Genomic DNA, 15698 nt, shown 5'->3' with positions numbered 1-15698 from the left:
GCCTGACTCTTATTAGGAAGCCATAAAAGGGTAAAAGTATGGCAAACGGAACCTGAAAATTTTTTAGGTTTTTTCGACGAATTGACGCCCGCTAGATGCGGGTGCGCGCCAGATGATAGAAGCGCGCCATCTGCAAAATCCAGCTGGTGATCACACCCATGCACATGCCTTCCATCAGTCCGGCCCAACCGTGCCCTACGGGGAAAGCCATGATGTAACAGGCTGGCAGCATGACGATGATAAAGGCAAAACCTTGCAGATAGGTGGGCCACCAGGTTTCCCGATAGCCGCGCAAAATCATGGACGCGACCATCTGGCTGGCATCAAAAATCATGGCGATGGCATAGATCACCACCGGCGGCACCAATAGCGCGATGATGCGCTGATCGTCCGTGAAGATGTCCAGCAGCGGTTCGATAAAGAAATAAATGCCAACGGCAAAAGCGCCCGTCAGGAGGAAGTTCAGCAGAATGCCGGAAAGGCCCGCGAGTGCTGCGTCAGCCTTGTCAGCGCGGGAGAAGGCGATGCCAACGCGTACGCTGGATGCGACGCCGATGCCGATGGACATCATCAGCGGTACACCCACCACCTGGAACACCACACCGTGTGCCGCGAGCGGCACAGTACCAAGCCAACCCGCAAAGATGGCCAGCGCGCCAAACGCCAGCACTTCCGCGGCCAGGGAGACGGCAGAAGCATAACCCATATGGCGCTGATCGCGCCATTCGTGCCATTTCTGGCCGTGCGGTTTGCGCAAGCCGTAACCGCGCACGCTGGGGGCGAACCAGACATAGCCAAGGGCAGCGATGGCCATAAAAATGCGGACGCCGGTGGAGGCCCAGGCTGACCCTTCCGCGCCCAATTCAGGCATGCCGAAATGCCCAAAGATCAGCGCATAGTTGAGCGCCACATTCACAAGGTTTGCGCCCACCATCACATAAAAGCCAACCTCGGCGCGCTTGATGCCCTCGAGAAACATGGTGCAGCAGACGAACAGCATATGGGCCGGCAGGCCCAGCGCCAGGATGCGGATCAGCTTTCCGCCCTCCTGCGCTTTCACTTCCGGTTGCCCCAGAAGTGTCAGCCAGGTTTCCGCGGGCCACACCGCCAGCATGATGCCGATGCCGACAGCAATAGTGAAAGGCACGTTCCTACGCCACACCCGGCCTGCTTCGCGCTTGTCGTCCGCGCCGATGGCATTGGCGGTGTAAACAGTGATTCCGCCCAGAAGCCCAAGGCCCACCACAAGCGCAAACATGATGACCGACTGGTTGGCCAGGTTCAGCCAGGCCAGGTGTTCGGTAGCATAGTGGCCGACCATGGCAGTATCCACCATCGCCAGCCCGAAGATGCCGATGCGCATCATCACCGCAGGCAAGGCAAGCCGCGCCAGTTCGCTGAAGTGACGCTTCAGACGCTCGAGCAGCCATTGGGGGTTCACCCCCTGGCTATTTATAGTGCCATTTTCGGACATATCGGTTCGCTGTACAGTATTGTTTGGGTCGCCTGAGCGCCCTTGTTGTGCTACTGCTATGCTGGTTTTGCGCGGCTGGCAAGCAATTGAAGGCGCAGAACTTATAAAAAATAAGTGAATATCTCAGGGGAAATACCTGAGGGGGAGAGTTAAAGGTGTCACAAGAAACTGCAGTGAGCCAGGGGCCGATTACACGCGGCGCATACCCTGAGCTTACACCACAAGCAGTGCTGGTGGGCTATTTTCTGGGCGTTATCATTGCGCTTTCAATAGGCTTCGCAGCACTCAAGCTAGGTTTTTCCATCGAGGGATCTGAACTGGCGGCCATCCTTGGCTTCGGTATCCTGCGCGGCATTTTGCGCAGGCGGTCCATCATTGAAAACAACGTTGCCCAAACCGTGGCAAGTGCCGTGAACGGCGCATCATCGGGTATGATGTTCTCGGTTCCGGCTATCTTCATTCTGGGCTACGGCACAGAATTTAACCCCTATGTGCTGACATTCGGTGCCATTGCCGGTGCATTCCTCGGCATTGCGTTCATCATTCCGCTTCGGAAGCAGATGATTGATTTCGAGCGCCTGACCTATCCAGGCGGTGTGGCTGTAGCCACGATCCTCAAATCACCAGGCGCGGGCATTGAGAAAGCAAAGCTGCTTCTTATCGCCATGCTGGTTTCCGGGGCTGTTCACGTGATCAGCTTATCTACCGGGTTTGAGAACTGGCCTCTGTTCGATCAGCTTGGCCTGCCGGGCTACTTCAACGGCACCTTCTATGTGTCACTGATGACCATCGGTGTCGGCTATATCGCCGGTCGCGGCGGTGTGGCCTTCATCATTGGCGGCTATGTCTGTTATTTCGTGCTGGCGCCGCTGTTGAACTGGTTTGACATGCCTGTTGCCGGCGTTGATGTCTCTAACCCGAGCGAGCTTCGTCTCGGCCTGTTCCGGCCAACCGGTATCGGCATGCTGATCGGTGGTGCGGTGATCGGGGTGATGTTCGCATTCCCGCTGATCCGTTCGGCGATCTCATCCATGCAATCGTCCGCTAAGGTGGACAGCGCCATGAGCCGCGACGAGATGCCGATCAAGCTTCTCTATGCAGGCATCGCCGGTGCGGCCATCCTCTTGACCATCATGGCGATTACCTCAGCTGAGGAAGTCGGCATCGTGCGGGGTCTGATGATGGGTGTGCTTGGCACGGTCTGGATCTGGATGGCAGGGATCATCCTGTCGGAAGCCATCGGTCGGACCAACTGGTCGCCGCTTTCCGGCATGACCTTGATTGCCGTCACACTTCTGATCGTGATCACCCAAAGCTTTGGTGGCATGGAAACCACGCAGGCGATCGTTGCCGCGATCACCGTGGGCGCTGCAACCTGTGTCGCCATGAGCCAGGCAACCGACCTGATGCTGGATATGAAGACAGGCTACCTTGTGGGAGCCACGCCGCGTATGCAGCAGATGGGTCAGTTCTTTGGCGCGTGGCTTGGCCCGATTGTGATCATTGGCCTGATCTTCCTGCTTCATGAAGCCTGGGGCCTTGGCTCCGATCAGCTGCCGGCGCCGCAAGGCCAGGCACTGGCGTCCATGGTGGAAGGCATCACAGGCGGCAATGTTCCGACCGAGAAATATATCGCCGGTGCTATTCTTGGTGCCCTTCTGTCGGCGGTTCAAACCGGCCTTGGTATCACCGTGGGGCTTGGTTTCTATCTGCCGTTCAATGTGGTTCTGACCTACTCGATCGGGACGCTTCTTCGGGAAATTTCCGACCGCAAGAAGGGTCACAGCTGGTCTGACAACAAGGGTATCCCTGTTGCCGCCGGCCTGATCGTTGGTGAAGCGCTTGTCGGTGTCGGGTACGCCGCCTACATGATCTTTGCAGCATAAGGAGAGAAGAGATGAAAACAGTTGCTTACCTTCTTGTCATGCTTTCTTTCCTTGCGGGTGCATTCCTGACGTCTCTGGACAAGCTCACGCTGGACTGGATGACCTTTGTGCCGGTGATGCTGGTTGGGGTTGTGGGCGTTGTGATGCTGAAGCGCGCTGAAGCGGCGGAAGCCAGGTGCTCAGAAAAGCTTGAGCATCACCGTGGTGAACTGAAGGGGGCGCTTGAGAATATTCTCAAGAACCTGGAAGAGCTCCATGGTCGCAAGGACAAGGTTCCAACCTATGACATGCGGTTCGAGATCGACCGCCTGTTCAGGGATGACCTGAACCGTTTTGCGGATGCCCGCGACAGCATGAAGCATATCTTCGGCCTGCAGGCTTATGCTGACATCATGTCCAGCTTTGCGGCGGGTGAACGCTATATCAACCGTGTCTGGTCGGCCTCCACGGACGGCTATGTGGACGAGGTGCTGATGTATGTGGACAAGTCGCTGGACCAGTTCCATCACGCGAAAGAAGAGTTCGACAAGGCGGTCAAGGCTGCCGCCTGATTCCGCTTTGAACTCAAGAACATCAAACCGGCGGCCTCAGGGTCGCCGGTTTTCTTTTGTGGAGGTAGGGTGATCTTTGACCTTTAAACCAAAGGCATATATGTATATTTTACACTAGCTATTGATATTTGTGGGGGTACTATGCGTTTTTGGCTTCTAATTCTGACCGCAGTTACAGCGGTGTCCGGCTGCGCTTCTCGTGTTGAGGCGGACGATGAGTGGCACTATTACCGGTCCGAACATTTTCAGGTCTACAGCATGGTTGAGGCCGAGCGGGCAGAAAGTATTCTGCGCGACCTCGAGTATTATCGCTATTATCTATCTGTTCTGACTGGCACCAACGGAGCTGGGTCGCCATTGCCGCTGACAGTCTATTTGATCCCCAAATACCGCGATTACAAGGAACTTCTGGGCTACAGGCCGAGCTTCGCCGGTGTTTACTGGGTAACCCCGCGGGGGGCGGTGACTATTGCCGAAGTAGAGGACAAGAAAGGCGTCTATAAAGAAGACGGACGTAATACCCTGTTCCACGAGTATGCGCACCATTTCCTGCATGAGTTTGGAGCGATCAACTTTCCCAAATGGTATCAGGAGGGGTTCGCAGAGTATCTCTCGACATTCACAATTAACGGCACCACTGCGCAGATCGGCAATCCGCCTCTCCAGCGTTTCTGGTGGCTCAGGTACCAATGGATGCCGTCTGGTCTTCTGTTTGCCGCCAACGCCCGTTTTGAGAACACGGACCGAGCCGGGTTCCATGTTGGCGCCTTTTATGCCCAGGCATGGCTTTACACTCACAAAATCCGGTCGACACCGGCAATGATGGAAGCGCTAGACGATTATCTAATAGCGATCAATGGCGGCATGGACCAGAAAGCCGCTTTTCTTGAGCACTTCGGTATGACAGAGGAGGAATTCGGCCTCGCCGCGCGCGACTATTGGAGTGAAAAGAAATTTCCCGTTCTGCAGCTGGATTTCTCCAACATCGACTATGTGCCCACATGGGATCACCGAAAGCTTGATGCCGTCGAGGTGGAGAAAATGAAGATGCGGCTACGCATGGACTTTCTGGAAGACTATGAAGCCAGTCCCTGGTTGAAGCGGTTCCTGAAGAAGCAAGCCAAAGATCCTGCAACGGCCTTTGAAGCACGACTTTACCAGGCCAAAGTTGCCATCAATGAGCAGGAATATGATGAAGCAGAAGCGATTATCGATCAGGCACTTGCCCAGGCACCTGATCACAGGGATGCCCTGCTGCTGAAGTCCGAGCTTCTGATGTCTCGAGAAGGAACGAGAAAATGGGAGCTTGTGAAGGCTGCACAAGGTGGCGATGACGAGGAAAACTTCGACCCTGACACGGTGGCCTTTGAAGCAGATGCCGCGGTCATCCATGAGGCAAAGAAGCTGGCTTTTCAGGTGGCTCGTAAAGACCGATTGGACAGCGAGGCCTATCTGCGGTTTGGTATTGCTTCGCTTTATGAAGGTGCGAATGCTTCGGAAAGCGGCATCAAGGCACTGCGGTCCTTTATCAAGCTCGTGCCGCAAAATGACCGGGCGCGATACCTTTATGCACGCGCGCTTTTCTTGAATGGGCGTTATGACGAAGCACGCCCGCTTCTGAATAACATTGCCAACTGGAGTGCGAGCGAGCGTACAGCAAAACGGGCAGAGCAGATGCTGGGCCGCATCGATCGGGCACTGGAGAAAGCTTCCGCTGACAACGGCTCGCCGACTACCGAGTAGCTGGCGTCCGCTTCCGAGTGCCAGCGCAATAGCGGCCCACCATTACACGAATTTGTGTTCTCCTATTGCTCGTTTCATCCGGTGTGGCGCGTGGACAAAGGCGCTTTCACCGCTTACGCTCCCTCGCCAGAAACAAGCACAACCGCAGACATGCCGGGGAGGACAAACATGCGCACACTTTTACTGGCCCTCATGACCATCCTGATGGTGCCTTTCGGGGTATCAGCCCAGGACATCTATCTGACAGCCGACGCCATGATCGACGTGATTGATGGCAAGCGGGTGGAAAAGCCCGCGATTGTGATCCGGGAGGACCGCATCGTGGCCATCGGCCGGCAGGGCCAGCTTGAAGTGCCGGAAGACGCACGGGTCATCAATCTTGATGGCCAGACGCTGCTGCCTGGTTTTATGGACATGCATGTGCACCTGTCGGGCGGGCCGGAGACGCCATTTTTTGAAAGTATGAGCTATTCGGTCCCACGCCAGACTGTGGTGGCGGTGAAGAATGCCAGGAAAACCCTGATGGCCGGTTTCACCACGGTGCGCGATGTGGGCGCCAGCGGCTATAGCGTGATCGGTGTGCGCGACGGCATCAATGGTGGCGATATCATCGGCCCGCGCATTTATGCGGTTGGGAACGCGCTTGGGATCACCGGCGGTCACTGCGACAATAACTTCATGGCGCCAGAGGCGCGCGCCAAGTCAGACGGTGTGGCAGACGGCCCGTGGGCCGCGCGTGAAAAGGTGCGTGAAAATATCAAATACGGTGCCAACGCCATCAAGTTCTGCGCCACGGGCGGTGTGTTTTCCAAAGGCACCAAAGTGGGCATCCAGCAATATAGCCTTGAGGAAATGAAGGCGATTGTGGATGAAGCGCACCGGCGCGAAATTACCGTGGCGGCCCATGCGCACGGCACCGACGGCATCAAGGCCGCGATTGTGGCGGGTGTGGATTCGGTTGAGCATGTCAGCTTCCTGGATGACGAGGGCGTGGCGCTGGCCAAACAGTTCGGCACTTATTTTTCGATGGATATCTATAACACCGAATATACGCTGACCTACGGCGAGCAGAACGGTGTGCCGGAGGAAAACCTCAATAAGGAACGCCAGGTATCCAAGCGCCAGCGGGAAAGCTTCACCAAGGCGGTGAAGGGTGGTGTGAAGATGGTGTTTGGTTCTGACGCCGCAATCTATCCACATGGTGACAATGCCAAACAGTTTTCGCGCATGGTACAGTTTGGCATGACGCCGCTGCAGGCGCTGCAGGCGGCCACCATCAATTCAGCCACGCTGCTGAAGCGCGAGACCGACCTGGGCGCCATCCGCGAGGGTCATCTGGCAGACCTGGTGGCTGTGTCCGGTAATCCGCTGGAAGACATCAGCGTCACCGAACGCGTGACTTTTGTGATGAAGGGCGGCGTTACTTATAAAAAACCTTGAGCCGATAAAATCGTATTGCGGAGACAGGGCCCGAGGATGCATCCTCGGGCCCAATCCATTCCAATAAGGACCAAAGCGGGGACAGACATGACACTTTCAAAACGCGACTTTTTCAAACTGGGTGCAGCTGCGGGCGGCGCGGCCCTTCTGGCGGGCACGGCCACCAGCAGCCTGCGGGCGAGCGACAGCTTGCAGCCAATCACCGGCGACGTGACACCCATCGGGGTGGATGAGCGCAAGGCGCGCGTCGCCAAGGCCCAACGGCTGATGGCCGAGCACGGTATCGACGCCATCCTCCTGGAGCCCGGGTCGGCGATGCTGTATTTCACTGGCATCAGCTGGTGGCGCAGCGAACGGCTGACCGCCGTGGTGATCCCGCGGGAAGGTGAAATCGCCGTCGTGACACCTTTCTTTGAAGAACCCAGCGTGCGCGAAAGCATGACCTTCGGCAGTGACGTGCGCACCTGGAACGAACATGAAAACCCGTTCGAGCGCGTGGCTGGCATCCTCAAGGATCGCGGCCTCAAGGGCGGCAAGATCGGCCTTGAAGATACCGTGCGTTATTTCATTGTTGAGGGCCTCAAGAAAGCAGCGCCGGGGTTCGAGATCACATCGGCACTGGATGTCACGCTGGGCTGCCGCATGTATAAATCGGCGCATGAAATTGCGCTGATGCGCAAGGCCAATGAAGTGACGCTGACGGCCTACAGCCAAGTGTGGGACAAGCTGGAGGTGGGCATGACGCCGGCGGACATCACCGCCATGATGCGCAAGGCGCAGGCAAGCCTTGGCGGGCAGGGTATCTGGGGCATGGCGCTCCTGGCGGAAGCCAGCGCCTACCCGCATGGTTCGGGCCAGCCGCAGAGGCTCAAGGAAGGCGACATCGTGCTGATGGACTGCGGCTGTCAGGTCCATGGCTACCAAAGCGATATCTCCCGCACCTTTGTGTTCGGGGAGCCGACAAAGCGGCAGCGTGAGGTCTGGAATACGGTGCGACGCGGCCAGCAGATCGCATTCGAGACCGCGCAAGTCGGCACGCCCGCGGGCGCGGTGGATGATGCGGTCCGCAAGATGTATGAAGGCCTTGGCTATGGCCCCGGGTACAAGACACCAGGCCTCAGCCACCGCACGGGCCACGGCATCGGCATGGACGGGCACGAGAGCGTGAATTTCGTCCACGGCGAAACCACAAAGCTGGCGCCCGGCATGTGTTTCTCCAATGAACCCGGTCTTTATATTTTTGGGGAATTCGGCGTCCGGCTTGAGGACTGCATCCATATGACGGATGCTGGCCCGGCCTGGTTTACCGTGCCGCCTGAAAGCCTGGACAAGCCCATCGGCCGCATGGGCTGATATGCCTGCCTCACGCCGGTAGCAATGCAACCTTATTTAGGCCCAAATGTGCACCTAAATTTTTTCTAGGTAGCCAGTTACCAAGCAAACGGGCATCTTGACACTTAGTCGATTGGTGATCGGCGAACTATTGTGGGGCGTGCCATTGATGGGGGTGGCACGTCCCCTTTTTTATTGCTCCTACCAGGTGAAGGGCAAAGAAAAAGCCGCGGCAGATACCGCGGCTTTTGTGCTTTATTCGGTCAGCCCTATTCGGCGGGCTTAACTTCTGTCAGAGGCTCTTCAATTGTCTCTGGATTGGTTTCCGCAGCATATTTGTAAGTCCATTTGCCAAAGAAATAGAGCCCTAATGCGGCGATCATGCCAACGCTGGCCATGGCATAGAATAATGTGCCGATCTCATGGTTGGCATAAAGCTGTTGCGTCAACTGGTGAGCATCCAGGCTGGAGGTTGTCAGCAGTGTTTTGAAGGCTTCCCCGTTGGGGACAGCATCAATGGCTGCTTGTGTCCAACCCAGGTCCGCTAGCTCCAGCCGTGATATGGCATCCTTTGCCGCATACTCGCCATAGAACTTCTGCCCGATGTAGCCTTCCAGCGTCCAGCCAATGCCAAGAGGCAGTTGGGAAAAGCCCAGGTACATGGCTTTCTTCCCGTCCGGGGCAATGTTGCCCATGTATTCCAGAAATTTAGGACTGGAGAGCATTTCACCAAGCGAGAAGATCATAATGGCACCAATCATGATCCAAGCAAGGTTGGTGTAGCCGAAGATGATGATAGCAAAAGCCGCCAGGAACGTACCAATGGCCATTGAGTTAACGGCTTTTAGGCGCGCGCTAAACCCAGTAACCAGGAAACAAATAGTCATGATCATGAGGGCATTCAGATTGTTCAGGCCCTCAGGCAGGATGTGGGTGCCTGCATCGTCCATTACCCAGAAGCGGATGGCGAAAGTCGATGGTTGGTCATTGCCCCACAGGGTGCTCACGATGGTGCGGGTATCGACCCAGTCATCGAAATACAGCGGCACCAAATCCCAATAAATATAGAGCATGAACCAGAAACCGGTGAACAGTACCATGTAGCGAATTAGCAAAGGATTGGACAGCTCTTTAAGGGCGTCTTTCCATAGTGGCACTTGAACTTCTTCACCACTTGCTATCCTGGCCTTGCGTTCCAGACGTTCGTCCTTGCCTACCTCCTTGTATGTAAGCAGCAGGATGAAGTTGAGGGAGATGATGGCGGCACACGCATAAAACACATTGTCCCAGGACATCTGGCGCATCATGCCTGCAACGATTGGCCCAAGGAAGCCGCCGATATTCACGGTCTGATAAAAGATGCCCCAGGCGACTGAGCTATTCTTCCGGCTGGTTACCATGGCGATGGTGCCCTGGATACCAGGTTTGAAGATCCCTGTGCCAAAGGCCAGGACCACGGCGCCTGCCAGGAACCCCCAGAAACTGGCAAACCAAGCCATGAAGAGATACCCTACGATTTTTAAAACCGTGGATGCAAAGATGCTTTCTTTGTATCCGAGGCGGTCTGAAATTCCGCCGGTAAAGACGGGAACCCAGGATTGAACCAGGGCCCAAATGCTGAAGATGATGCCGATATCGCCACCATCCAGGCCCAGGCCACCCTCCGAGACGGGGGCTCGTGCATAGAGACCGCGTGTCATGTAGATGCCGTAGAAGGCCAGTCGTTCGACCATTTCCATGCCGCCGCAAATCCAAAACACATAGGACAGGCTGCCGATGGCGGCGAAGGTGCCAAGCTGTTTGACGTCCTTCACGGTCGTCGTTGTGAGGTCCTTATCTCCCTCGGACATTTCTTTCCCCTTTTATCTTGTTGGGCACTTTTCTGTTGTTTTGGCAGCCTCCCAAGCTGCGTGCCATACTCGAAACTGCGGCGCATTAGGGCGCAGACATGTGCGTGGGTCAACGCCAATCCGGTAAAAAGCTGATTTTGTGCGATAAAAGGAGAGCGGAAGGGGTAGGGGGCGGATGCGCCGCCCCCGAAAGATATTTTAGTATTTGGTGGTGAATTCGATGGTTTCAACCTCGGTGTTGCCATCGAAAATTTCTTCCGACCGGATAGTGCCGGACATGGGCAGGCCGGTTACGAGGTCGATCACATATTCACCCTGCCGGTTCAGTTGCAGCAGGCGATATTTCTCAACCAGTGCGTCGACGGCCGCTTCCTGCGCGGGGCCATTTTGTTCCATCAGGACCGGTTTCAGGCGCTCGAGAAATCCTTTGAACTCTTCGTCGTTCAGATATTGGTCGAAGCGGATAACGGCTTCACCTTTTTCCTCGTCATAGCTCACAACCTGCCAGCTATCGATGGTGTGGAATGTGGCCTGGCCTGGGGCGAAATACCGCGTGGTGTTGAACTCGGTGTAATAATCGAGATAGAGCGACCGGCCAGTGCCGTAGAAAACCATCTGGCCTTGCTCCAGCACAGCGGTTGCCAGGGCCTCATCTTCTTCCGGGAATGCCTCCAGCAGCGACTGTTCTGTGACGGCCACCACCTGCGCCTGTTGTTGTTTATTCAGGCCGTTTTCCTTAGCGAATGACTTGGCCCATTTCTTCAGGCTCTTGCGTGCCTGTTTGATCACTTTCCGGATGTTTTTTGTTTCCGTCAGTTCCAGTGGGTAGCCGGTGTTGTCTGCGGCATATTCGTATGTAATGCCTTGCGCAGCATCCGTTATCTGCACGAGGACATTGCTGAACAGGGGCGGCATGCCCTGCAGGTCCAGAAACTCTGAATCCAGCGACTTGTAGCGATAGATGACTTGTTCACCCTCTGTGCGAAGCGGAGTCAGCGTCATGGTTTCACGGGCGGTTAGGCTTACCGGACCCCGTTCCATTTTATAGGTGACATCCATCGTGATGGGTTTTTCCATCTCGATGCTCAGTGGCATCTCAATGGACGCGGGTTCTTCTTCTTGTGCAGTGGCCGGCAGCAACCCACCGATGAGCAGCAACGTCGCTGCAAGCAAAAGTTTTTTCATGATCGTTCGCGGGCACGGCCGGCACTCCCTGAATGTAGATTCTCTAATTTCGTCTTTGGCACACTTATACAGCAAGAAGGCACTGTTGCAACTCGGTCTGAGCGTGGTTCGTGCTAAAATTAACCATTGGGTGACGGTCGCCCTGTATGCTGGTGCGATATGTAAAGGAGGCAGCTTATTTCGTCTTTTGAAGAAGATGCCGGGACCATGGGCCGGACGCGGGAAAACCTGCCTGGTTTTTCGCTGGAAGAGGCGGAGAGCTATCGGGCTGAGCGTCCCGAAGTTGAGCGCGTTCTGGCCTATTTCGAGGAAAGGACCGGCGGCAAGCGGCTGGCCTGCCGGGCGGATATTGAGCCCGGCCAACTGAGGGATATCCTGCCTGACGTCTGCATCATGACGCCCGAGTTTGACCCGGCCGGCGTGCTTGAGGATGTCAAGGTGCGCCTAATGGGCACCAATGTGGTGAATTTCTATGGCGAGATGACGGGCAAAAGCATATTCATCCATCCGTCCAGTGAAGTTGCAGACCGCATTTTCAAAAGCGCGGCCTTCTGCCTTGAACGCCGTAAACCGGTGCTGGTGCAGGCCTACACCCTGTCTGAGGAAAAAAATTATCTTCGGGTATCGGTGATGTATGTGCCGCTGTCCGAAAACAACAGGGATATCGACCGGTTGTTCCTGCATGTCGCGGTTCGCCGGGCCTTTGCATGCTAGGCGCTGAAGTTGCGCTATGGTTGTGTTATGATTAACCGATCATAAAATGGTTTGTGCAAACATTGCATGGCCTGAAAATGTCAGGAGTCGTTCAGGGAGAAATACCAGGGGGAAAGGTGGCAGGGGAGCGAAGTCTTCCCGCCTCATCAACATCAAAGGCGGAGACACCGCGTGGACGATGACTTTTTGGTTATAGAAGATGACGACGACCTGTTGATTGAGGACGATGAAGGCGATGCCCCGTCCGTCGATCAGCATGCCTGGAAAATCCTGATTGTCGATGATGAGCCGGATGTCCATGTGGCAACCAAACTTGCGCTCAAGGGCTTCCAGTTTGACGGTATGTCGCTCCAGTTCCTGGAAGCCATGTCGGGCGCTGCTGCCCGTAAAATCCTGGAAGAGGAAAATGATATCGCCATCATCCTTCTGGATGTGGTGATGGAAAGCGACGACGCTGGTCTCAATCTGGTGGATTTCATCCGGAATGAACTGGGCAATTCCATGGTGCGGATCGTGCTCAGGACCGGCCAACCGGGCCAGGCGCCCGAACGCGACGTCATCGTGCGCTACGACATCAATGACTATAAGGAAAAGACAGATCTTTCGTCGACCAAGCTGTTTACGCTGATCTATGCCACGCTGAGAAGCTACCGCGACATCAATATCATTGAAGCCAGCCGCCGTGGTTTGGTGCGGGTGATCGATTCGTCCGCCGAAATGTTCAAGGAACAGTTCCTGGACAATTTCGCCAGCGGTGTGTTGAAGCAGGTGTCATCCCTGGTGGCGGGTGGGCGCGATGTGGCCTTCTCCCTTGAGGACGCAGCCGCCGCGACCCACGACCGCAAGGAAATGACTCTGGTCGCCGGCACGGGCCGGTTCGCAGGCAATGTAGGCAAGTCGGCATGGGACCATTTCCCCAGCCGTGTGGCCGCAGCCATTGAGGAACACCGCGAACGCGGGCGCGGCGAATATGGCTTCTGGGTCGACGGCTCCTACATCGGCATGGTGGTGGGCAATTCGGGCCGGGCCAGCATCCTTTATCTGGTTGGCGAGGGCCGCCCGGCGGTTATCGATACCCACCTGATTCAGATTTTCGTCCGCAATGTGCTGATTGCCGTTGAGAACCTTTACCTGCGGAACGCGCTGATCGATACCCAGCGCGAGGTGGTCTACCGCCTGGCGCAGGCGGTTGAGACCCGGTCGAAGGAAACCGGTAACCATGTGAAGCGGGTCGCGGAACTATCGAAGCTTCTGGGTGTTGAGATGGGCATGGACGAACATGAGGCCGAAACCTTCCGGCTGGCATCCCCGCTTCATGATATTGGCAAGATCGGCATCCCGGACGCCATCCTCAACAAGCCCGGCAAGCTGACGCCGGAAGAGTTTGATATCATGCGTACCCATGCCCAGCTCGGGTATGACATACTCAAGCATTCTGATCGCGCGCTGTTGCAGGTGGCGGCGTCGCTGGCCTATGAGCACCACGAAAAATGGGACGGCAGTGGCTATCCCAACGGCCTGAAGGGCAACGAGATTTCGTTGGTTGGGCGCATCACTGCCTTGGCGGATGTATATGACGCGCTGGTGTCAGAGCGCTGCTACAAGAAGCCCTGGCCCGAAGACGAGGTGCATGCCCTGTTGCGCGAGGAGCGCGGCAAGCATTTCCAGCCGGAACTCATTGACGTCTTCTTCAAGAAGCTGCCGGAAATCCGGACGATATATGATCGCTACCGGGATACGCTGCCGGTTGATGAGGGCGACTGATGCTGCCCAAGGACCCGTACGAAGGTGAGCTGAGCGCGTCACCCGTGGGCTATATCGTCTATGGCCCCGATGGCCGGTTGGTGTCCTTCAACGAGCGGATCGGCGAGCTGTTTCCCGGCTTCATCCATAACGACATGATCGGCAAAACCCGTGAAGAAGTGCGGGATATCCTGCGGACGTATGAGCCTGCAGCCGTTGAGGCGCTTAACAGGCTGGATGAAATATCGGATTTGAGCGCAGAGGACGGCATCTTCGAGTTTGGCAAAGGCCGCTATTGTGCGCTCGATGACCTGGCGCTACCGGATGGCAGCACCCTGACGCTGATCCGGGACCTGTCCGAGAAGAAACGCAGCCTGGACAGCATCGCCCGGATGGAACGGGCGCTGTCTGAGCTGGCGAATGAGGAAGCCATCTATGACGGCACCAAGGAACGTGCCTATCTGATCATGACCGAGGTCGCCGGCAAGGCATTGATGGCCACACGCACGGATGTGTGGCTGATGAATGTGGACCGCACGTCGCTGTATCCGCAGGAATCATACTGGTCGCCCACGGGCGAACATATGGAGCTGGAGCGGCTGGACAAGGAGGTCAACCCGGCGCTGTTTGAGATGCTGGCAGCCGGTGAGCCCATCTGTGTGCCTAACGTCAAGGCGGTGGATTTCCTCAAGGGTGTGCGCTCAGGCGACGGGCGCGAACAGGACATCAAATCCATCCTCATTGTGCCCATCATGCGTGGCCCTCGTGTCGTCGGCGCGATTGCAGCGGCCGAGGAAACCTATGAGCGTGAATGGCGCCAAAGCGAAATCGCTTTCGTATCCTACCTGTGTGACCTGATCCTCAGGATGCTGGAGGCCCACGACAGGCGTGTGGCCGAAGAGGGCCTGCGCGGTTTCAATGAAATGCTGGAGATGAAGGTAAAGAAGCGGACCCGTGACCTTGAAGAGGCCATGGAAACCCTGAAGCTGGCGCAGGAGGAACTGGTGCGGTCTGAAAAGATGGCGTCGCTTGGTGGCTTGGTGGCTGGTGTCGCGCATGAAATCAATACGCCGCTTGGCGTGGCGCTGACCAGCATCACGCACATGGCTGAGGTGCTCGAAGGCTTCAAGCGCATGGTGGATACCGGGCGGATCAAGAAATCAGACCTGACCAATTTCATGGAAACAGCGGACGAGGGCACCACCGTTGTGTGCCGGAACCTGGAGCGCGCGGCCCATCTGGTGCGCAGCTTCAAGATGGTGGCGGTGGACCAATCAGCCGACGACACGCGCGAGATTGATGTGGGGGACTATATCAACGAGATTGTCGACAGCCTGGTGCCGACGCTGAGAAAAAAAGGCGTGAAGGTCGAAGCCGAAGCTGGTGGCAAGCTGATGATGAAAACCGTGCCCGGGGACCTGTCGCATATCCTGACCAACCTTATCATGAACGCCGCCCTGCACGGCTTTTCAGACCGGCCAGACTTTGACGACAAACAGATCAAGGTCACCGCACAGGCGGGCAAGAAGGACGTGATCATTGAGGTGATGGATAATGGTCGCGGCATCCCTGAAGACATCCGCGAAAAGATTTTCGAGCCGTTTTTCACCACTGCGCGCAGCACCGGCGGCTCGGGCCTTGGGCTCAATATCGTCTATAATACTGTCTATCACAAACTGGGCGGCAGCATTGAGGTGGGCGATGCCGAGGGCGGCGGCACCCGGTTCACCATCAAGTTGCCGCTTGAGAACCGGAAGACGGCATGACAGCCCGTTCAGCC

The 15698-nt window shown here is 56.4% G+C and carries 11 protein-coding genes; 8 read left to right on the top strand and 3 right to left on the bottom strand.

Features of this window, described 5'->3' with window-relative positions; genetic code table 11:
• Positions 1-91: 91 nt before the first annotated feature.
• Positions 92-1474 carry an MATE family efflux transporter gene (locus B3Z17_RS06260; RefSeq protein WP_286829016.1) on the bottom strand — a complete coding sequence of 461 codons (1383 nt, stop codon included), beginning with the start codon at positions 1472-1474 and terminating at the stop codon, positions 92-94.
• A 155-nt stretch (positions 1475-1629) separates the two neighbouring features.
• Between B3Z17_RS06260 and B3Z17_RS06255 the strand changes: the two genes are divergently transcribed.
• From B3Z17_RS06255 to B3Z17_RS06235, 5 genes are all read left to right on the top strand, one after another.
• Positions 1630-3360 (top strand): OPT family oligopeptide transporter, encoded by a 1731-nt coding sequence (locus B3Z17_RS06255; RefSeq protein WP_068308222.1) that lies wholly within the window; start codon positions 1630-1632, stop codon positions 3358-3360.
• An 11-nt stretch (positions 3361-3371) separates the two neighbouring features.
• Positions 3372-3911, top strand: coding sequence for a hypothetical protein (locus B3Z17_RS06250; protein ID WP_068308220.1), 540 nt, complete (start codon positions 3372-3374; stop codon positions 3909-3911).
• Between the two features lie 141 nt (positions 3912-4052).
• The gene (locus B3Z17_RS06245) at positions 4053-5654 is read left to right on the top strand and encodes a tetratricopeptide repeat protein (RefSeq protein ID WP_286829015.1); all 1602 of its coding nucleotides are present in this window, start codon (positions 4053-4055) and stop codon (positions 5652-5654) included.
• A gap of 168 nt (positions 5655-5822) precedes the next feature.
• On the top strand, positions 5823-7094 hold the full coding sequence (locus tag B3Z17_RS06240) for a metal-dependent hydrolase family protein (protein ID WP_286829014.1): 1272 nt from the start codon (positions 5823-5825) through the stop codon (positions 7092-7094).
• 87 nt (positions 7095-7181) lie between these two features.
• Positions 7182-8447: a M24 family metallopeptidase gene (locus B3Z17_RS06235; protein ID WP_286829013.1), complete on the top strand. Its 1266-nt coding sequence runs from the start codon at positions 7182-7184 to the stop codon at positions 8445-8447.
• 248 nt (positions 8448-8695) lie between these two features.
• On the opposite strand, the gene B3Z17_RS06230 is transcribed toward B3Z17_RS06235, so the two are convergent.
• Both B3Z17_RS06230 and B3Z17_RS06225 read right to left on the bottom strand, forming a co-directional pair.
• Entirely contained in the window at positions 8696-10276 is a 1581-nt protein-coding gene (locus tag B3Z17_RS06230) for an MFS transporter (protein WP_286829012.1), read from the bottom strand.
• 198 nt (positions 10277-10474) lie between these two features.
• The gene (locus B3Z17_RS06225) at positions 10475-11461 is read right to left on the bottom strand and encodes a hypothetical protein (RefSeq protein WP_286829011.1); all 987 of its coding nucleotides are present in this window, start codon (positions 11459-11461) and stop codon (positions 10475-10477) included.
• Positions 11462-11668: 207 nt separating this feature from the next.
• On the opposite strand from B3Z17_RS06225, the gene B3Z17_RS06220 reads away from it, so the two are divergent.
• The 3 genes from B3Z17_RS06220 to B3Z17_RS06210 all read left to right on the top strand — a co-directional run bounded on the left by B3Z17_RS06220 (position 11669) and on the right by B3Z17_RS06210 (position 15684).
• On the top strand, positions 11669-12175 hold the full coding sequence (locus tag B3Z17_RS06220) for a PAS domain-containing protein (RefSeq protein ID WP_286829010.1): 507 nt from the start codon (positions 11669-11671) through the stop codon (positions 12173-12175).
• A gap of 171 nt (positions 12176-12346) precedes the next feature.
• Positions 12347-13939, top strand: a complete 1593-nt coding sequence (locus B3Z17_RS06215) for an HD domain-containing phosphohydrolase (RefSeq protein ID WP_286829009.1) — start codon at positions 12347-12349, stop codon at positions 13937-13939.
• Positions 13939-15684, top strand: coding sequence for an ATP-binding protein (locus B3Z17_RS06210; RefSeq protein WP_286829008.1), 1746 nt, complete (start codon positions 13939-13941; stop codon positions 15682-15684). The genes B3Z17_RS06215 and B3Z17_RS06210 overlap by 1 nt, the downstream gene beginning before the upstream one ends.
• Positions 15685-15698: the final 14 nt, after the last annotated feature.

This window comes from Kordiimonas sp. UBA4487 (assembly GCF_002389025.1).
GTDB lineage: Bacteria > Pseudomonadota > Alphaproteobacteria > Sphingomonadales > Kordiimonadaceae > Kordiimonas > Kordiimonas lacus.
The sequence above is the reverse complement of the archived record's forward strand: the minus strand, read 5'-3'. Positions and strand labels throughout refer to the sequence as shown.